This is a genomic window from Hymenobacter tenuis, from assembly GCF_054780495.1.
Genome location: NZ_BAAGWF010000005.1, coordinates 84,715 through 105,455 on the forward strand (window position 1 = coordinate 84,715; position 20,741 = coordinate 105,455).

The 20,741-nt window shown below is 51.0% G+C and carries 11 protein-coding genes; 10 read left to right on the forward strand and 1 reads right to left on the reverse strand.

All coding sequences use genetic code 11. The features are described from left to right. Position 1 precedes the first annotated feature (1 nt). Positions 2 to 1,621 (forward strand): hypothetical protein, encoded by a 1,620-nt coding sequence (locus tag ACYVGU_RS19650; protein ID WP_460623476.1) that lies wholly within the window; start codon positions 2 to 4, stop codon positions 1,619 to 1,621. Between the two features lie 71 nt (positions 1,622 to 1,692). Then, positions 1,693 to 3,081, forward strand: coding sequence for a phospholipase D-like domain-containing protein (locus ACYVGU_RS19655; protein ID WP_460623477.1), 1,389 nt, complete (start codon positions 1,693 to 1,695; stop codon positions 3,079 to 3,081). A gap of 35 nt (positions 3,082 to 3,116) precedes the next feature. Here ACYVGU_RS19655 and ACYVGU_RS19660 read toward each other — a convergent pair whose 3' ends face one another. Beyond that, positions 3,117 to 4,154 (reverse strand): helix-turn-helix transcriptional regulator, encoded by a 1,038-nt coding sequence (locus tag ACYVGU_RS19660; protein ID WP_460623479.1) that lies wholly within the window; start codon positions 4,152 to 4,154, stop codon positions 3,117 to 3,119. A 140-nt stretch (positions 4,155 to 4,294) separates the two neighbouring features. Between ACYVGU_RS19660 and ACYVGU_RS19665 the strand changes: the two genes are divergently transcribed. The 8 genes from ACYVGU_RS19665 to ACYVGU_RS19700 all read left to right on the forward strand — a co-directional run bounded on the left by ACYVGU_RS19665 (position 4,295) and on the right by ACYVGU_RS19700 (position 20,499). After that, positions 4,295 to 6,856, forward strand: a complete 2,562-nt coding sequence (locus ACYVGU_RS19665; RefSeq protein WP_460623480.1) for an N-6 DNA methylase — start codon at positions 4,295 to 4,297, stop codon at positions 6,854 to 6,856. Continuing rightward, on the forward strand, positions 6,756 to 8,063 hold the full coding sequence (locus tag ACYVGU_RS19670; RefSeq protein WP_460623481.1) for a hypothetical protein: 1,308 nt from the start codon (positions 6,756 to 6,758) through the stop codon (positions 8,061 to 8,063). Before ACYVGU_RS19665 ends, ACYVGU_RS19670 begins: the two co-directional genes overlap by 101 nt. 725 nt (positions 8,064 to 8,788) lie before the next feature. Continuing rightward, positions 8,789 to 11,155, forward strand: a complete 2,367-nt coding sequence (locus ACYVGU_RS19675) for a type I restriction-modification system subunit M (RefSeq protein WP_460623482.1) — start codon at positions 8,789 to 8,791, stop codon at positions 11,153 to 11,155. Further along, positions 11,155 to 12,453 carry a restriction endonuclease subunit S gene (locus ACYVGU_RS19680; RefSeq protein ID WP_460623483.1) on the forward strand — a complete coding sequence of 433 codons (1,299 nt, stop codon included), beginning with the start codon at positions 11,155 to 11,157 and terminating at the stop codon, positions 12,451 to 12,453. Before ACYVGU_RS19675 ends, ACYVGU_RS19680 begins: the two co-directional genes overlap by 1 nt. Continuing rightward, a complete protein-coding gene (locus ACYVGU_RS19685; protein WP_460623484.1) occupies positions 12,454 to 13,863 on the forward strand; it encodes a DUF262 domain-containing protein in 1,410 nt (469 codons plus the stop codon). Next, on the forward strand, positions 13,850 to 15,838 hold the full coding sequence (locus tag ACYVGU_RS19690; RefSeq protein ID WP_460623486.1) for a DUF262 domain-containing protein: 1,989 nt from the start codon (positions 13,850 to 13,852) through the stop codon (positions 15,836 to 15,838). Before ACYVGU_RS19685 ends, ACYVGU_RS19690 begins: the two co-directional genes overlap by 14 nt. Position 15,839: 1 nt before the next feature. Beyond that, positions 15,840 to 18,929 (forward strand): type I restriction endonuclease subunit R, encoded by a 3,090-nt coding sequence (locus tag ACYVGU_RS19695; protein ID WP_460623487.1) that lies wholly within the window; start codon positions 15,840 to 15,842, stop codon positions 18,927 to 18,929. 883 nt (positions 18,930 to 19,812) lie between these two features. Next, the gene (locus tag ACYVGU_RS19700) at positions 19,813 to 20,499 is read left to right on the forward strand and encodes an HNH endonuclease (protein ID WP_460623488.1); all 687 of its coding nucleotides are present in this window, start codon (positions 19,813 to 19,815) and stop codon (positions 20,497 to 20,499) included. The last annotated feature ends 242 nt before the right edge of the window (positions 20,500 to 20,741 follow it).

The following is a 20,741-nucleotide window of genomic DNA, read 5'->3' on the forward strand; positions in this document are numbered from 1 at the left end:
TATGGCTGCTCAACGTGCCTTACTGCCTATTTACAGGCTTCGGTTCAACCTGCTGTATCAATTTGGTTTCATCGAGGTTAGTCCGGATGAGTGGGTCCCTTATGACAAGGATACGACTGCAGGACACCCTGATGTATCTGAGGCAAGCTTACTCGTTAAAATACCAGCCTTCAGCACAGCTGACGAGGTAATTCTGTTGGATATTGAATTACCAGAGCAGAGCTACGCTGCTCTACAAGCTGCCAGTGTATCTACTATAGGCGCACACTATCCTCACCTCAGCTTAGTGGCCCAAGCAGCTTTTGATACCCTGGCTGCGGAATTAAGTAAGCAGCATTCTACTAGTGGGAAAACTCGGTTGAACATTGCGCACGTTCGGCGTCTGTATCCACTCACTGCACAAGCTGGACAATTACTAGGTTCTCGTTTAGACCCGCGTATCAAGAGGCAGCCAGCGGTTTTTGAAGCCGTAGCAGAGCAGGCCGACCACCGGCTATTGGCATCGGAAACCCGATTAGGCAGTGAGGCACTTTTGGAAATAGCTGGATACCCTAGTGAACATCTTGACGAAGGACTATTGCAAGATGTGGAAAAGGCTGTTGCAGTACGGCTCGAGCGACGCGAAATTCAAACCAACGATTCGTTCTGGGTGCATTTAATCGTCTATGGCCGGTATGAGCCTTTCCCCAAAAACGATTATGGGTACCTATATGACCTCTGTGTAGTTTTTCATCGCAGCCTAAGCGCCCGCGATGGTCGTCGAGGACATGATAACAGCTACGAAGCTACAAGATTTTACAAAGCACTAGAAGCTAACAGAGTAGCTTCTGCTCGCGAGAGAGTAACCCAATTGCTTCTCAACGCTGAATGGGCCGAGAAGCTGCGAAATGAACTAACAGACCCTCGCACTAGTCTCAGAATGTACCTGAGCGCATTCATCTACCTTAAATTCCGGGGTGAATTTGAAGCAGAAGACTATCAGTTCAGCGGTAAACTACTCGATTTAATTCGTCTGACGGCCGACCACTATCCATCAGAAACGAGGGTTGCACTGCAATTACTTGGTGGTTTTTTAACATTCAATAAGATTTCAGGGGCTTACTATGAAGTAAGGCAAATCTCCTTGTTTCAGGAGCGAGGGCAAAAATATACGAGGCTTGCTGACTCTAAAACAAAGTCCAGCCGCAAGCCTGAATCATTTGTTGGGCCATCAATGGCTCACATCATTCCAGAGCCAATTAAAATGGTAGTGCCTGATGAACAGGCACCTGTATTCGAGTGGGACTTGACGGCCGAACAGGATGAGAGGAAGAGAGAGCAAGCATTGCAGCAGATAGAGAATCCTGTCCAAGAATCCGAGTCAGTTGGAGTAGAGGAGTTGCAATCGGAACCTATTATTGTGCCTCTTCCAGAAGCATCTGCAGTCAAACCAAAGCGCTCATACCAGAAGAAAGGAAATACTTCAGCCGTTCCTAAAGCTGAGAAGCCAGTTAAGGTTAAGGAGTCAACTAAAACTAAAAATAGGAGAGGGCTACTTGATTCCATCTCTGGCCAGCTAACAATATCTTCAGAGGAATTGCATACCGAAGCACCAGCACCTGATTCTACGTCCGAGTTGTAGGGGGCTTTTCCCAAAAGAGTTCAATGAAAGTTAACTAGCTATATAGCAGCATATTTTCTCTTCTTTATCCTATGATTTTTATTCCCGGCGACATTACCTCGCCAAGTGTTCGCGCCCGGCTCAATGCAAGTATTGCCCAAGCGAAAGCCCTACGTGGCAGCATTGCCTACTGGACTATCCCACCATCTTTTCTTGATCAGAATTTCGTAAAGCTACTTAACAGTGGCTCTTCCTACTGCTGTGTCGATCTGCAGCGGCCAACTAAGATTGATCAGCTCGGTCACTTCTTTGCACTCGGTGCTCATCAGTTTCACTTGCACTGCCGCCGTCTAAAAACGAACGGCAAGTACCACAGTACCAATCGACTCCTACACACAAAGCTGCTATTATTTGATTTTCCTAACGGTGAAGCGGAAATATGGATTGGTAGCCACAACTTCACCGGTGCGGCCCTTACCGGCTTGAATCTGGAGGCCTCCATCGTGGTTCCCAGCGCACCCGGTACTGACCTCTACGAGCAGGTACGCACCTATCTGGACCATATCCGTTCAAAGTGCCACCCGTTTGATCCAGCCCGTATAGCCGATTATGAGGCGTTGCAGGGCTTACCCGATGATTTTACGCCAGTCGACGATCTGCATCAGGTACTTGACCTCATCACGGACGATATACTAAGCCTGCCTGGCAAAACTGTCTTGCTGCTGGGCGATGACTCGAACGAATTAGCCCGGTTTAAAGTAGCTGGTACCAACAGTAGTCATCCATCCTTAGTAGAAGTAGCGGACCGTCGTACTGGCCATACCCGACTGATTCGCGTAAGAGTACAAAGCACCGGATACGTTCATGGTGACAACGCTGCGTCCTATGGCATTACATTCACCCCTCGCCCTTACGCTATTCGCCTGGGGGGCCTACCAGCCTTTATTAACACCCGCGAGAAGGAGTTCGGCCGCGCTGAACTCCGCCGTTTTAAATTTTGGGTGAATTTGGAACTGCTGGAGTTACTCCCTGAATCAGCCTACCTGCTTCCCCCTACGCCGCGTCCCCAGCGAGCTAAGTGGGTAGTCGATCCGGTAGGTACTCAGCAAATGTACGCCTTGGCGGAATCATTGCCACTGCTCGTAGAGGAGCAACAATCCGCCCTGCTAATTTCTGGCAAGCCTGAAAAGCAAAGCCGGCTGCCTGTCATTGAAGAGCCCGATTTCCTTGTTAACGGGAGCTTGGGCCGCGAACGGGTGCTGCGTGGGGAGGATTATTCTCTAACTCTGGAACAGGAGTTGCGAAGCGTCAGCATATCTGATGTGCAGTCCTTCTATGAGGAGTGGTTTCAACGCCCATACTTCAGCCCCGAAGCCCAGCGGGGCAGTCTGGCGTTGCCAGCAGGGGCTACCCAGGTTCCAGAAAGGTTACAGTCCCTCAAGCGTAAATTGCTTCGCCGACAGCAGCTGCGGTTGGAATAAGTCAACAGCAAGGTCTCAGCCACACCACGGACAACTCAGCAAATACTTCTAGCCGGAGTTTCGGGATAATTCATCATCAGGGCTCGCTTCAGTTCCTCCCGAATCTGTTCGCGTAGCGATGCAGGTTCAAGCACTTCTACATCCGCACCGAAGCTTAGCAGCAGTGTCACTAACTCTCGCGTGGGCACAAGCTGCAGCCACACTATTGCACCTGCTTTCGATTCTTCTACCTGCTGAGTAAGATGCAGCGGCTTCGTTAGTACGTAGGGCAACCGTGTCTGCGAGAAGCGTAATCGGATGTCCAGCAACTCAGCTTGCGGCAGTATAGAAACGCCGATGAGATGATTAAAGTAAGAAGCAGGATCGGACCTGCTTGGTTGATAACTCTCCATCGCTGTTTCCACACTTTGTATCCGATCAAGCGCAAAAACGGAAGCTTCACTAGTTCGACCATGTCGTTGTGCCACTAAAAACCAGCGTCCACTATACTGCTTGAGCAAATATGGGTGCACAACTTCCTGACTTTCTGCTATAGCATTGAAAGGCCGATATGTAAGCGACAAAGTCTGCTCTTGTTTGACGGCAGAATATAACTGGTTCAGCCACCTTTGTCCTGAGTAGTTAGCAGGTTGTTCAAACTGTAAGATAGATCTGTTATCATGTTCATTCAGATAACTCAAGCGCAGTTCCAGCCTTTGCACTAAGGATTCCATCTCTTCTGCCATTCCTAAGCCCTGTAATTGCTTCAGGGTTCGCAGTACCTCTTGCAGTATTATTAAGTCCTCAATGGTAAGTGGATTATTAAAAATTGAATAGCTGGTTTCAGAATAATGATACCCTTGCTCAGGTGTAAACTCAAGCGGAGCATCGTATCCAGTAGCACCGCCTGGTCTCATGTTTTTTAAGTCTTCACGTAGGGTTCGCACGCTAACCCCTTCGCTAGTGCCTAGCTGCATGTTGACACGGTCTGAAACAGCTTCCCGTAGGTTTTCAAAAGTCCAGTGCCGTGCCTTCCGCTGTAAGCATTCGTCTATTGTAGCATAGCGTAGGAGGGCGTTTTTACTTGGAGGCATAAAAAAAATATCGCTGTGCAGTTTGACTGCACACCAAGGTATTTGCTTTGTGACAACTTAGCGGCCAGAAGTTGAAGTTAATGTTTGGCAGCCTTTCTTAAATACCTGCTTCACTGTACACAAAGCGTTAAATTTCATATATGAAGAAACCTGTGTATCCCTCTCCAGAAACCCGGAAAGCCGTTTTTTATTTATTCAATTGTGTTCGTGGCCAAGCCAGCGTAGAGGAATACACCGTAGTACTCGCGCTTCTAATAATTAGCCGTGAGCCTAGCTTTCAGAGTTTGTTGAAAGAATGGACTTCATTTCCAGATGATGCCACGCGCCAAATTGAATTGTTTAACCGAGCCGCATATGGGAGCCACCTTATAGTGGTACGCTCATATGTTCAAGTGTTTACTAGATTTCACGCAGATACAAAGCATCAGTTGCTTGAAGGCATACGCTCTATCAACCTTCATTCTTTGTCTCAAGAAGAGTTTGAGAGCCTTTTCGATTATGCGCTGGAATTTTGTCTGCAGACTTGGGGCCGAAATTCGGGCCAATGGTCCTTACCTGCTGAAGTATTAGAACTCGTTGCCGGAATCGCTGAAATTAAGCAAGGTGAGCGTGTTTTTAATCCAAATGCTGGCACTGCTCCATTAATCTCCTGGATTGACCCTTCAGTAGAATATATGGGAATGGAGGAAACCGTTCACATACGCGAATTGGCTAAGCTACGCTTGATTGCACATGGTCGCTCTCCTGAATCTGTGTTAGAAGACACTGTTTCAGGTCAATGGTCACATATCAGCTCTTGGGATGTGATTTGCTGTCCCCAACCCATTTTCCCCCGGCGTGCATTTTCTAACGCTTCTAGTAGGCCGCACGCCGCTGCGGTAAATATACAGACCGATGTATACACAATCGGTCAAGCTCTACAATGCTTAAAAGAAAACGGGCGGGCAATAATAGCGGTATCACCGAACTTCTTATTCCGAACTGACAGAAACACCATGCAGTTTCGGAAAAAGCTTCTGGAACAGGATAGTCTCGAGAGTATTATTCAGCTGCCTGCTGGCTTACTATTGCCCTATACCTCGATTCCTTTCTCGCTTCTCACATTTAAGGTGAATAAAGGACGACCTGGCGAAGTGCTATTCGTTGACGCTGAGCAATATGCTGTTGTGGGCCGAGATCGTCGTCGAATACTGCTGGTAGAAGGTATTCTCAACGCAATCCGTCGCCCTGAAACCAGTGCCCATACTCGATATGCAACTCATGAAGAGATAGCTGTTGGTGAGTATAATTTTAATGTTCGTCGTTATCTCACCCAGTTAGAAGCTCATCCCGATGATATAGACTTTGGTGAGATTGCAGTCCCTATCAAGAAGAGTCGTGCCTTTCCGTCCCAGCTAGGGCGCTATGTGAGTATTCGTCATTTGCAAGGTGAGACCAGCAATTTCGAAACCAATTGGTATAAGCTCAAATGGACGGATATAGAAGTTGAACCTATTGAAAAATCTGCTTCGCCACTTTCGGAGGATGCGTTACTAGTAGCCACTCAATTTGGATCACTAAAACCCACTTGGTTTGAACATGACTCGAATGCTAAACTGTTGATTTCGTCTAGCATTATAGCACTGCAACTTGACTTAAGTCGTGTAGATGTTGAGTACTTATTAACAGAGCTGAATTCTGAACATGTGCTTCAGCAGCTTAAAAACATGCAGGTTGGTTCGACCATTACTTCACTTCCTCGACAAGCATTGTTGAAGTTGCGGATTCGACTACCTAAAGAGCTCTCCCAGCAGCGAGCTATTGTGGATGGCATCCGCGAACAGCTTGCCAAACAGAAGCAGAAGGAGGTAGATGCTTTACGCGCCAACATTGCGCAGAAGGCAGAGAACGTCCAGCAATTTGCCACTATGAAGCATGCGCTTGGGGGCCCTCTTATGCGAATGGAATCCGGCTTGGCGCGGCTCGAACGTGTCATAGCCCGCTACAGCCAAAACAATGTCGTACTTACCCTCGACAGTCTGATGAATCCAGCTGACCCCAATGTTACCGTGGCCCATACGCTCACAGCCCTCAAGCAGGCGCAGCAGTTTATTTTCGATACGCTCGACCGAAATGAGGATCGATTGATAGTCGAGGAATATCCACGAAAGCTTGTAGAGCTGATAAGTTTTCTGCGTGAGTTTGTGAAAAGCTCGAATGCTACTTATCGCAATTTCACGACTACTTTTGAAGGTTCGTTTGAGCTTATGCTTGCAGAGGTTGTTTCTGATACAAAGGCGACACACTGGGTTTTGGCGAATGAAACATTACTACAACGAGCATTTGAAAATATCTTAGAAAATGCGAACAGGCACGGCTTTCAAAATGAAAAAGCTGATAAAAACAGAGTGGCAATCGAAGCTTCTTATGGATACTTTGATGATAATGTGGCCCCTAACATTAACATCTTCGTTCGGAATAATGGTTTTCCTTTCCCGCTAAACTTCAACCCTGAGCAGCTTTTCCAAAAAGGGGAATATGCTGGTGATACAGGGCGTTCCGGTATCGGTGGCCATGAGGTTCGCGATATCTTCAACTACTTTGGAGGAAGCGTTGAGGCGTATGGAACTCTCGACGGTGAAGATTTTACTGTCACTTACGCTATTAACTTACCGCTTTCCGAAGCCGAAAACACCGCGCCTGATGCCACCGAAGACCTATAAAGTACTGTGGATTGATGACGAATGCGATACCTGGGGTGTAGACCTGCAAGGCGATGCGCTGGATAATGAGATTATACTCAAAGGGTTTACATCTGTCGAGGCAGGTTTCGAGCACTTGCGTGAAGATTTGTCGCGCTACGATGCAATTCTGCTGGATGTGATATCCTTTGAAAAAAAAGAGCAGAAAAAAGGGACTGAAAGTGAAACTGCACTTGACCAAGCGCGAGACCATATAATGTCCCTAAAGCACGAAAAGGTGTTCCCATTTTTCGTGCTAACTGGTCAAAAAACTAAGCAGGACGATAAATCCTTTGTACAACGGTATGAGGGGAAATTATATAAAAAGGGATCTACAGAAGACAAAGCAAAGCTTTTCGCGGCCATCAAGCTAGCGGTGGATGAGCAACCCGAAGCCCAGCTTCGTGAGCGACATGCTCAAGCTTTTGCAGCTTGCACTGAGCAATTACTTGGCGAAGCAGCTGGCCGCTTACTTGTGAAAGTGCTTCTTGATGTCGAGAAGTCAAAATCAAACCACGACGATGACGCCCAGTTCAATAACTTGCGACAGTTGGTAGAAGCCTTTCTTTATGCGGCTCATCGCCATCAGCTCCTTCCAACTCAATGCTTGAAGGCTGGTCAGGTGAACCTTACTTCTTCAAGTATCTTCTTTTCTGGCAGGCAGGTTGACCCACCTCAAGGGGGGGACAGCATAAAAATGCTGCGGCCTATACTACCGGCTGTACTTGCCCAATCTCTACGAGCTCTTATTGACCTGACAAATAATGGTTCACATTATCAGCAAAGCCAACAAATAACTCAAATAGACAGGGAGACAACCAGAAAGAAACTACAGGAGTTGCGTGAACAAGTTAAGACTCCCTACTTACTTGCCTCGCTTACCTATCAGTTGCTTGATTTGCTGGTTTGGATGAAAAATATACTGGCTGACACGCAGGTCTTGAGCCAACTGCAAAACTCTTGGGAAATAATTTCACCATCTACCGGAGGCTATATATCCGGTACTATTTCGCACCTATTTACTACCGGTGGGGGAGTATTCAAATCGGCGGATTCAGAGGAATCATTCATGGGTAAGACTGTGATGAGCGCACGCGTACTACAGGTGGGAGATTCTATTGAGGTAATACTTAAACCAAGTTCTAGAGCTGGTGGCCGCTATGCGAAAGAGGTCGCTAACTTGAAATAACTAGATTACTTCGGCTATCCATAGCAATACTATGATTTGGACCACTTTCTGCCGCTCAGTGTGTACCCTGTGAATAAGCTTTGGAACCTGTAGCCTGTAGACCGGCAGATCAACCAGCATATAAAGCGTGATTGGATGCCCAATGCTACGTGAATTTTAGCCACCAAGCCCTTTTTGCCCAGGCATACGCTACGTTCCAGCAGTCAGCGTCCCTTCGTAACGCCCTAATGGAAGATGCCGCTTTACGGTTTACGAGCCTTATTCATGATGAAATATATGCAGCCCAACTAGTCCGCAATGCTGTTCATTTTATAGAGTACGTATCCTGTACTCGTTACATTTCACGTTTTTAAAATCCACCACTTTATACCCATTATCATTAGGCTTGCTTGGTAAAAAGCTTAAGTCGGCATGCGCCAAGCGGTGGCAAGGCCACGCTACCATATTCCAGGGCCCTACCTACATAGGTGAGTCGCACCATGCCCACATTGTTCGTAGCCGGTATGACACGTCGCTAACAGTTAAACAGGTATTACGACTTGTGCTAAGGCGACCCAACGTGCGGGGCTCAGCCACCTTCTGTTCGCGTTCAGGGCGCATAGAGAAAGCTACAGCCCTTACTATCCACATACTCTAGATAGTTGCGGTCTTTTGGATAGCCGGACCTACCTTGCAAGGTTATATTCTTATGCTTCTTTTGGTTTCTTTTCCCCTCTTTGCTTTAGATGAACACTGCCGTCCATAACAAACTTGTTTCTTTCATCTGGTCCATAGCAGACGACTGCCTGCGCGACGTCTATGTCCGTGGCAAGTACCGTGATGTAATTCTACCCATGGTGGTACTGCGCCGTCTCGACGCGCTGCTGGAACCGACCAAGGACGCCGTCATGGAAGAGCTGGCTTTCCAACGCGATGACGCCGGCCTGACTGAGTGGGACGAAGCCGGCCTGCGCCAAGCTGCCGGTTACGTGTTCTACAACACCAGCCCCTGGACGCTACAGCGCTTAAAAAACACGGCTACCAACAATCAGCAGATCCTGGTCGCCAACTTCGAGGAGTATCTGAACGGCTTCAGCAGTAACGTCAAGGAGATTATTGACAAGTTCAAGCTCAAAGCGCAGGTGCGCCACATGGCCGCCAAAGACGTGCTGCTGGATGTGCTGGAGAAGTTCACCTCACCTTACATCAACCTCACGCCCTTTGAAAGCAACGACCCCGATGGCCGTAAGCTGCCCGCGCTGAGCAACCTGGGCATGGGCTACGTATTCGAGGAGCTAATTCGCCGCTTCAATGAGGACAACAACGAAGAGGCTGGGGAGCACTTCACGCCACGGGAAGTCATCGACCTAATGACCCACCTCGTGTTTGAGCCGATCAAGGACACGATGCCCTCGGTTATCACCATCTACGACCCGGCCTGCGGCTCGGGGGGGATGCTGACGGAGTCGCAGAACTTCATCAAGGACGAGGAAGGCATTATCCGCGCCTCTTCCGACGTGTACCTGTTTGGCAAGGAAATCAACGACGAAACATACGCCATCTGCAAGAGCGACATGATGATCAAGGGCAACAACCCCGAGAACATCCGCGTCGGCTCGACGCTGGCCACCGACGAGTTTGCCGGAAAGCAGTTCAACTTCATGCTCTCCAACCCGCCCTACGGGAAGAGCTGGGCCTCCGAACTCAAGCACATCAAGGACGGCAAGGACGTCATCGACCCGCGCTTCGTCATCAAGCTCCGCAATTATTGGGGCGAGGAAGAAACCGTGGATGCCACTCCGCGCTCCAGCGACGGCCAACTGCTATTTCTGATGGAAATGGTGAGCAAGATGAAGCCGCTGGACCAGAGTCCCGTTGGTTCCCGCATCGCCTCGGTTCACAACGGCTCGTCTCTCTTCACCGGCGATGCGGGCGGGGGCGAGAGCAACATCCGCCGCTACCTTATCGAAAATGACTGGCTCGAAGCCATCATCCAGCTGCCTAACAACCTGTTCTACAACACGGGCATCAGTACCTATATCTGGCTGCTGAGTAATTGCAAGCCGGCCCACCGCCGCGGCAAGGTACAGCTAATCGACGCCAGCCTGCTGTACCGTAAGCTGCGCAAGAACCTGGGCAACAAGAACTGCGAGTTCTCGCCCGAGGACATCCGCGAAATCGTGCGTGTGCACTTAGAGATGAAAGCGGTGGAGAAGCAGGTGAACCCGGAAACGGGGGAGGATCAGGGCATTGGTTCCAAACTCTTCGACAACCGCGACTTTGGCTATTACAAAGTCACCGTGGAGCGGCCCAAGCGCCTGATGGCCCAATTCACGGAGGAGCGTATTGCTACGCTACGCTTCGAAAAAGGTCTGCGCGAGCCGATGGAGTGGGCCTACGCACAATACGGCGAGGCCGTTTACACCGAGCTGGCCCAGCACGAAAAGGAGCTGTTGCACTGGTGCGAGCAGCAGGAGTTGAACCTCAGCGCCAAGCAGGCCAAGGCTCTGTGCAGCTCCGGCACCTGGGACCGTGGGCGGCTACTGCTGCAAACGGCTACCCGCCTGATGCAGCGTGTGGGCATGGATACCTGGCGCGACTTCAATAAGTTTACCGACGCCGTACACGAAGGCCTCATGAGCTTTGGCTCCAAACTGACGGCCGCCGACCGTAACGCAATTCTCAACGCGGTGAGCTGGTACGATGCCGCAGCTGAGAAGGTGGTGAAGGGAACGGCCAAGCTGAACGGCCCCAAGCTGGACGCCTTACTCGAGCGCCTGGGCTGCACCGAAGCCCAGCTGCCGGACTTTGGTTATTACCCTACCAGCCGCAAGGGCGAGTGGCTGCAGTACGAAAGCGAGTCGGACCTGCGCGATACCGAGTCGGTGCCGCTTAAGGAGGAGATTTATTCCTTCTTTGTGCGCGAGGTGCGGCCTCACGTCGAGGAAGCCTGGCTGAACCTGGAAACCACCAAAATCGGCTACGAAATATCCTTCAATAAATATTTCTACCGTCACAAACCATTGCGCGAAATCGAGTTGGTATCTCAGGAAGTTCTTGAGTTGGAGCGCGAAAGTGAAGGTCTTATCCACGATATTCTAACTCTTGCATAATGGAATCTGCTGTTGCTGAAATTGAGATTCAGAAGTACGAGTCGTCCAAAGACTCGGGAGTAGAGTGGCTTGGGGAGATTCCTGATCATTGGCTCCTTCTGCCCGGATCAAGGGTCGTAAACGAGCGTTGTGAAAAGAACAAAGGAATGGTTGAAAAAACCGTACTGTCTTTGAGCTATGGGAAAGTTGTAATTAAGCCAGAGGAAAAGCTGGTGGGGTTAGTTCCTGAATCATTTGAAACATATCAATTAGTTTATCCTGGCGACATAATTATCCGTCCGACGGATTTGCAAAATGACAAAACAAGCTTGAGGACAGGCTTGGCGAAAGACAAAGGCATCATCACAAGCGCTTATATCAACTTACAAGTACATAAAGAGTATTCGGGTAGATATTATCACTACTTTCTTTATGCTCTAGATATTACAAAAATGATTTATTCTCTCGGTTCAGGGCTGAGACAGAATTTGAGCTTTGAAGATTTCAAAAGATTTAAATTTTTGGTACCACCCTCAGTAGAGCAAACTGCCATTGCCAACTTCCTTGACCGCAAAACCGCTCAGATAGATCAAGCCATTGACCAGAAGGAGCGTCTAATTGAGCGGCTGCAGGAGCGGCGACAGATTCTCATCCAGCGGGCCGTTACGCGTGGCCTCAATACTGATGTACCGATGAAGGACAGTGGGGTGGAATGGATTGGCGAGGTGCCGGCACATTGGGAGATAGTTAGAAGTAAAGCACTGTTTCAAGAGCGCAAGGAGAAGGCGAGGAAAGATGATAAGCAATTGACCGCCTCACAGAAGTATGGGATGATCAGCCAAGAGGAGTTCATGCAAAGAGAGGGGCGGCGGGTCACGGTTGTTCTACTTGATAGGGACATTCTGAAGCATATTGAGGCCAACGATTTTGTAATCAGTATGCGTAGCTTTCAAGGGGGCTTAGAACATTCAAATCTCTCAGGTTGCGTAAGCTCAGCCTATATCCCCTTGATTCCAATCAAGCATATTGTGCCTGAATACTTTAAATACCTGTTTAAATGTGAAGGTTATATTAAAGCTTTAAGTAGCACGTCCAACCTTGTAAGGGATGGGCAGGCTATGAGATTTGAAAATTTTGCTGCTGTTCCTTTATTAGTTGTTCCTGAAGAAGAGCAGGAATCCATCGCCGAATTCTTAGATAAACAACATGTTCAACAGCAGCGGACAACAGTCCGTCTAGGAAGGCAAATCGACAAACTTCGCGAGTACAAGTCTACCCTCATCTATGCCGCCGTAACGGGCAAAATCAAGGTGTGCTAGATGAAGGACGTGGATGTATTGGAAAGCCCGGCGGTAGCGGCTGCTCGGGCGAGTAAATCCGTGGCCGAAATTATTTCGGTTAAACAGCTCCTCGCCAAACCCAACCTGCGGATTCCCATGTATCAGCGCCCCTACAAGTGGAGCCTGAAAAACGTGGGGCAGCTGCTGGACGACGTGCTGCAGCATAAAGGCAAATCGGCCTATCGTCTGGGTACCGTCGTCCTGCACCAGGATGAGGCCGGCAACCTTAACCTGGTGGACGGACAGCAGCGGACGGTTACGCTGGGGCTGATTGCCCAGGCGCTGTACGAGCAGCGTCGCGGTGAGGGAGATGCGCGGGCCTTCCGGCCCGACCTCAGCCAACTCCGCTTTACTGGCCCCGTGTCGCGCGAAAACCTGCACCGCAACTACCAGGCAATTCGCCGCCGCATCGGCGCCTTTGACGAGGCAACCACCCGCTTTTTTTTCGACCAGTGCGAGGTGGTGCTAGTTGTTATCGACAACCTCTCGGAAGCTTTTCAGTTCTTCGATTCGCAGAACGCCCGCGGCAAGGAGCTGGCGCCCCACGACTTGCTCAAGGCGTTTCACCTGCGCGAGATGGGGCACCTGCCCCAGCCCGTTCGCATGGCCGCCGTGCAACCTTGGCAGGACGCCGACCAGCAGGCGTTGGCCCGGCTTTTCCACGATTACCTGTTCCGCATCCGCAGCTGGGCTAAAGGCCGTTCGGCCCGTGACTTTACTAGAGCCGATGTGGCCGTTTTCAAGGGCGTAAACCTGCACGGCCCGCAGGCCCACCCCTACGAGCGCCTGCACCGCATGGCCGACGTGTACGTGGCCGGCTACCTGCAGCACCCCGACCGGCAGATTGATGGCCAGCAGCTGGCATACCCCTTTCAGCTCGATCAGGTAGTGGTAAACGGCCAGCGCTTCTTCGAACTGGTGACGTACTACCAGGTCCAGGTAGCTGCCATGTGCCAATTCCAGAAGCTGCGGAAGCAACTACCTGAAAACAGCAAAGCCTGCCGGATTCTGAAGGCCCTCGACCAATACGACGGCCGCCACCGCACTGGCGACCAGTACGTGCGTACCCTGTTTGAGTGTGCGCTGCTCTACTACATCGACCGGTTCGGTCACTGCGAGCTGGGCCGCGCCATTGAGGTGGTGTTTGCCTGGGCTTACCGGCTCCGGCTGGGACTCCAGTCCGTCCAGCCGGCTTCCATCGACAACTACGCCCTGCGGGGTACACTGCTCCAAGAGGAAACCAACGTGCGGCTGTTCCAGCTTATCCGCGAGGCCCTGGGCCCGGCCGAAGTGCTGGCGGCCCCGCTGCCTCCCGTCGTTATAGCCAAAGCCAGCCGGGTAGAAAGCCTGAAGGATATATTCACGCAATTACACTATGAAGTCCGCTAGTATTCCCAAAGAGTATTCTATCCGCGAGCTGTTTGGCTCCGGCCACTACGTTATTCCCCTCTATCAACGCAACTACGCCTGGACGGAGCAGGAAGTACTGCAGCTGATTCAGGACGTTGCGGACTACGCGGTCAATAAACCGGATACCAGGTATCGCATCGGAACGCTCATTGCCTATGAGCGAGAAAGCGGGCACGGTACCGTGCGCGAAACCATCGACGGACAGCAGCGACTAACCACCCTCAATATCCTGTTGTGCGGGCTGAAGCGCGAATTTCGCCGCCACTTAACGGAGCATCAGCTGAACCAGCTTAACGCTTGGTTCCAGCTCAACCTACAGTACGACAGCCGGCCCTCGGCCACGGAAACCCTGCGCGTGCTGTTTCAGGACGGCGCACTGCGGTTTTCCCCGGATAAAACATACAACACCGAAATCAGGCAGGCCTACGAAGTTGCTGTCCGGGGCCTGCGCCATCTCACGGCCGAAAGGGGGCTTTTGGTGAGTGACTTCTACACGTACTTACTTCATAAGGTCTCCATCCTGTTCGTAACGGTGCCCCCTGACACCGACTTGAATCACTATTTCGAGATTATGAACAGCCGGGGGGAGCAACTCGAAAAGCACGAGGTGCTCAAGGCTCAACTGCTCAACGTTCTGAAGAATGACCACCGCGCTAGCCACTGCTTTAATCGGATCTGGGAAGCCTGCGCCCATATGGAGCGTTACGTGCAGTATGGGTTTGAGCCTCGCGTGCGGGACGTGCTTTTCGGCAATGACTGGAGCCACCTGCAGGCCGAAGATTTTGAGGCCGTTGCTGAAAAACTCTATTCCGGTCAGGAGCCCGGGCCGCACCTCGACGAGTACGATCTAGACAGCATCCTGAGTGAGAGTGCGCCCTCTCTCCAATCCGGCTCCGCTAAGTCAGATAACGACGACGCCTCGCGGTTTACTGCCGTTGTCAACTTCCCCAATTTCCTGCTGCATATCCTGCGGATACAAGTGGCCGACGAGGAGTTGAAGCACGACAGGCTTTTCGCCGAGTGGAGCGAAGTCAGGCTGGACGATAAGAATTTATTGGACTCCTTTGAGGAGCACCTGAAGCAAGCTGCGGACCAGCAGAAATTTGCTCGGAATTTTGCCTATAACCTGCTTAGGGGCCGCAACTTGTTCGACACGTACGTGTTGAAGCGCGAGTACGACAACGCGGGTGACGGCTGGAGCCTGAAAACCCTGAAAAAGAGTTCGTCGGGTTCGGCGTACTACGCGGATGCCTTCGGCGATGATGCGGCGGGCCTGAACCGGGAGATTTTGATGCTGCTGGCCATGTTCCACGTGTCGAGCCCCACCCAAATTTACAAGCACTGGCTAAGTGGGGCGCTCAAGTACCTGTTTGACCAGGAGCGCGTAACAGCCCAGGAGTACCAGGATTACCTTCATCGACTGGCTAACAGCTTCCTATTCAACCGATACCTCACGGATGCGAAACAGGAATACTACGAGATGCTCTTTCAACCCCAGGGCCTGAGCCGCCGGACAATTCCGAACGAGGCCCTCCTGCATCAGGGCACGGCAGTGGAGAATTTCGTTTTCAACTACCTTGACTTCCTGCTCTGGCAGCAAGACAAGAAAACGTACACTGATTTCGAGTTCACCTTTCGCACATCGGTTGAGCATTATTACCCCCAGCATCCGCTTGGCGCGGAAGCGCTGGACGATGAGTATCTGCACCACTTCGGTAACCTCTGTCTGATCAGTTCCGCCAAGAACTCAGCACTACGCAATTACCTACCAACGGCAAAAAAAGAACATTATCACCTCGTCAAGTCTGACAGCCTTAAGCAGCGCCTGATGATGGATGTGAAAGGTGACTGGAACGTCGAAGCAATAAAAACGCACGGCCAAGCCATGAGGGACTTGCTCTGGAAGCAGTTATACGAACCCGATACCTTGTTGTCGATCCTAACACTTTTCTAATATGCCTACCCTTACAAACGAACAAGCGTTAGAAGCATCGATTCAGAAGAGGCTCACCGGAACCTGCCTAGAAGAGCTGGCCGCCCCTGTTCTCCCGGCCTTGGCGGCTGAACAGACCGAAGCCTACCGGGGCGGTAACGGCTACTATATTAGCTACGCAAATGACTTTGAGGCCCGATACGCCATCGACGAGCACCGCTTCTGGCACTTCTTGGAGGCCACGCAGGGCAAAGAGCTGGACAAGCTTCGCAAGCAGCCCGACTGGAAGCTCAAAATACTCGAACGCTTGGACCGGCTCATCAAGAAGTACGGACTGCTGCGGGTGCTGCGCAAGGGCCTGGAAGTAGACGATGCCCACTTCACCCTCTTCTACCCGCTGCCCTTAGCCTCGAGCAGCCAGCAAATCAAGGACGCCTTCGAAACAAACGAGTTCAGCGCCACGCGTCAGGTACGCTACAGCTTGGCCAACAAGGGAGAGGAAATCGACCTGGTGCTCTTTGTTAATGGCTTGCCTTTCAGTACGCTGGAACTCAAAAATGCCTGGACGGGCCAGAATGCCAAGGTACACGGGCAAAACCAATACCGGTACAAGCGCGATGCCCAACAACCTCTGTTGCAGTTTGGCCGCTGCCTGGTGCACTTCGTCGTGGATACCGACGAGGTGTACATGACCACCCGCTTGGAAGGCGCTAAAACCTTCTTCTTGCCCTTCAACCAGGGGCATAACCACGGTAAAGGGAATCCACCTAATCCCTTCGGCCACCGGACCTCCTACCTGTGGGAGGAAATTCTGACGCGCCACAGTGTGGCCAACATCCTCCAGCACTTTGTTCGCCTTGACGGGCGCGACACCGATCAGCTCAGCAAGCGCACCCTATATTTTCCCCGGTACCACCAGTTGCAGGTGGTGCGGAAGCTGGTTAAGCACGCGTCCAGTCACGGAGTCGGGCAGCGTTACCTGATCCAGCACTCGGCGGGCTCGGGCAAATCTAACTCCATTACTTGGGCGGCTTACCAGCTCATCGAAACCTACCCGCAGCACGCGCAGGTAGCTGGGAGCAGGGGAGTGGACAATCCCCTGTTCGATTCGGTGATAATAGTCACGGACCGCCGCTTGCTTGACAAGCAATTGCGCGAGAACATCAAGGACTTCTCTGAAGTCAAGAACATTGTGGCCCCGGCGCACTCATCTCGCGAGTTGAAAGAAGCCCTAGAGCAGGGTAAGCGCATCATCATCACCACGATTCAGAAGTTTCCCTTCATCGTCGACGGCATCGCCGATCTGAGCGAGAAGCGGTTTGCCGTCATCATCGACGAGGCCCATAGTTCGCAGGGCGGGTCCACAGCCGATAAGATGAACCAGGCCATGGGTAATACCACCGATGAAGATGCGGATGCGGCGGATCCTCAGGACCTGATTCTGGGGGCTATGCAAACCCGCAAGATGCGGGGTAACGCCTCCTACCTAGCCTTCACGGCAACTCCCAAAAACGCTACGCTCGAGAAATTCGGCATTAAAGGCGAGGACGGCAAGTTCCGTCCGTTCCACCTGTATTCGATGAAACAGGCCATAGAGGAAGGCTTCATTCTCGACGTAGTGGCCAATTACACTACTTACAGGAGTTATTATGAAATTCAGAAATCAGTAGCTGAAAATCCGCTATTTGATACGGCCAAGGCGCAGAAAAAGCTTCGGGCCTTCGTCGAGCGCCATCCGGAAACCATCGCCACTAAGGCGGAGATTATGCTCGACCACTTTTTGAGCGGCGTGGTGAACACCAAGAAGCTGAAGGGCAAAGCCAAAGGCATGGTCGTCACCCAGGACATTGAAGCGGCTATACGGTACTATCAGGCCCTACGCACTCAGCTCCAGCACCGCGGCCACCCCTTCCGGATTGCCATTGCCTTTTCGGGGAAAAAGAAAGTGGACGGCATTGAGCATACCGAAGACTCGCTCAACGACTTCCCGGAAAGTCTGGACACTGCCAAGCCCACCGACCCCGGATACATAACGGACCGCATCGCCCGGTTTTTCGACCATGACGAGTATCGCCTGCTAGTGGTAGCTAACAAATACCTTACGGGTTTCGACCAACCCAAGCTCTCAGCCATGTACGTGGATAAAAAGCTGCTAGGCGTGTTGGCCGTTCAGGCCCTTTCCCGCCTGAACCGGTCGGCTAACAAGCTGGGAAAGAAAACGGAGGATCTGTTTGTACTCGACTTCTGGAACTCGACTGAAGACATCAAGAAGTCCTTTGACGACTTCTACACTGCCACAACTCTGAGCCAGGCGACGAACGTAAACGTCCTGCACGAGCTGAAAGGTAACTTAGACGATGTCGGCGTGTATGAGTGGCACGAGGTTGTGGAATTTGTCAATCGGTACTTCCTAGGTAAAGATGCCGAGAAGGAGCTAAGTCCCATTCTGCAGCTGGCGGAGGACCGCTTTAGCCACGAACTTGACTTGGAGGAAAAGCGAAAGGTTGACTTCAAGATCAAGGCCAAGCAGTTCGTCAAGATTTACGGGCAACTGGCTTCCATTATGCCGTTTGACATCGTCAAGTGGGAGCAGCTGTTCTGGTTTCTGAAGTTCCTGATCCCTCGCCTTAAGCTTCAGGACCCCAACCAGGACACGCTGGATGCACTGATGGACTCGGTTGACTTAGCCACCTACGGGTTGGAGCGAGTCAAGCTTAATGCCTCTATTGGCTTAGACGATTCCGAAACAGAACTTGATCCGCAGAACCCAAACCCTCGCGGAGCTCATGATCCGGACTCCGATAAGGATCCACTTGATTTAATAATCAAAACTTTCAATGAGCGCTGGTTTCAAGGTTGGGAAGCCACGCCTGAAGACCAACGGGTCAAGTTCCTGAACATCGTCCGCGGTATGCAGGCGCACCCTGATTTTAAGGCTAAGTTTCAGGACAACCCCGACAACCAGACCCGAGAAATAACCTTCAACCGAATCTTCGAAGAGGTAATCAACAGCCAGCGCCGCACAGAACTGGACCTTTACAAGATGCTGGCTAAGGATGACTCCTTTAAGCATGCTTTTGTGGAAACCGTAAAACGACTTTTGGCCGCTTAGAAGAGATTTGAGCGCCGATCTCTAGTCGCAACTTTATACACAAATAATAGGGGATCATTGACTTACGCATAGATACTGTCCGCAGATCCTGACCCAATTCACATTCGTTGTGGGACCTTCGCGTCTTGGTCACATACAGAGAGCACTACGACCATCTTCTAGATGCGTGCCGATAGGGTCACCCTCCCCAGATCAATTGTAGTGGCGGTGCTATTAGCGCCGGTGTCACCTTTACTAGGAACCCATGATAACATATACTTCCTGGGTGGCGCTGACCAGCGCGGATATAGCTCTCCAAGATTGCCTATGTCCGCAAGTTGTGATTAGGCGCAAGAGTAATAATATTGGTCATTAAATGTGGTGGCCGAGTTGTCGACTACGGTAGCGGTGCGGTCAGTCGAAGGAAAGTTGTTACCTCGGTCAAAGCCTGATTACGAATAGTTGTTGCCTTGCACCGGTTACCAACCCACCGGCAGCTTCGCGTCAGCTGGAAAGTCATGTTGGCGGTCGGCGGACCCTAAGTCAGCCGCGTCCAAGTGCAAGCTGAATCAAGTAGGGGCACTACAGTCCGGGTGGTAGGGAAAGCGTATTGCTTCTTTACCAACAGGCAATTGGTAGGCTGGTTGATATCCATCGTCGCGCCCCCAAGATTGCCTAACGCTAGGAGCTGACTCACGACTCTCCCTAACTCAGGCGATGAATTGGAGGTAGTGTCCTTATGCAGCTTGTGGATAACGCAAATAAGGCAACGGAAGCTACTAGCCGCGCATAGGAAGACAAAGCATTATGATGTAAAGGTACTGCCGGAGAAAAGCTAGAGTGATGCTCCGCCAGCCCTACCTTGCACAGGCAATTATATCTTACTACAGCAGCAACGTTTGGAATGGCCAATTGGACAATGGAAGAATTAGCGGCTTCGGTTGAAGCCTACGTTGACTTATTAGAAAGGCAGAATAAAGGGGAGAAAGTAAACAAAGCAGCTCTATACCGCTCCCTCAAATCGCGGTATGGCAGGGATGTTAATGCCCAAGAGCGAAGGATGCAAAACATCTCCTTCGTCTTGTCCACTATGGGTGTAGCGTGGGCAAAAGGCTTAGTGCCGCTAGAAAATGTAGCGCCCTATTATGCGACTATTCGAGGCATGCTGGAAGCTACCCCCTACATTCAGCTACAGCTTCCCACGGACGACCCACTCTTCTTAGCGGAACGTACTGCGGCCCTGTTACAAGAAGGTGTCCCGGAAAATCCAGTAGGAATTCAAAAGCCCCGACTTATACAGTCGGCCGGAACAGTACGCTATGAGCGAAGCCCTGCTGTGCGCGCAAGGGTGCTTGAACTAGCCCAGGAGCATTGCGAACACTGCCGCCAAAAAGCTCCTTTCTTCACGGAAAATGGGTTGCCCTACTTGGAAGTACATCATGTGCGGTGGTTGTCACAGCAGGGCAGTGATTTGATTTCAAATACGGTCGCTCTCTGCCCAAATTGCCATCGGCAGTTCCATTACGGTCCGAACAGAGAACAGCTAGCGGTAGAGCTCATCCATCAAATTTCCCGCCTAGTAGCTGAGTGAATACCCACGACTCAATACTTCTCTGGTTTCACTTTATGCGTTAGCAGCTTAATGCATAACTCCCTTCTGCATGAGGATAGTTAGGAGGGCAGCGCAAAAACTAATTATGGATAAAAACAGGAAACATAGTCGTTTCTTATAGCTTCGCAGTCCTGCTTAACCATAGCGTGCTTTATACGTTCTTTTTTGCCTCTTAATAGCCTAAAAAGCTCTTTATGGGAAAGCATCCGCGGTAGGGGAGG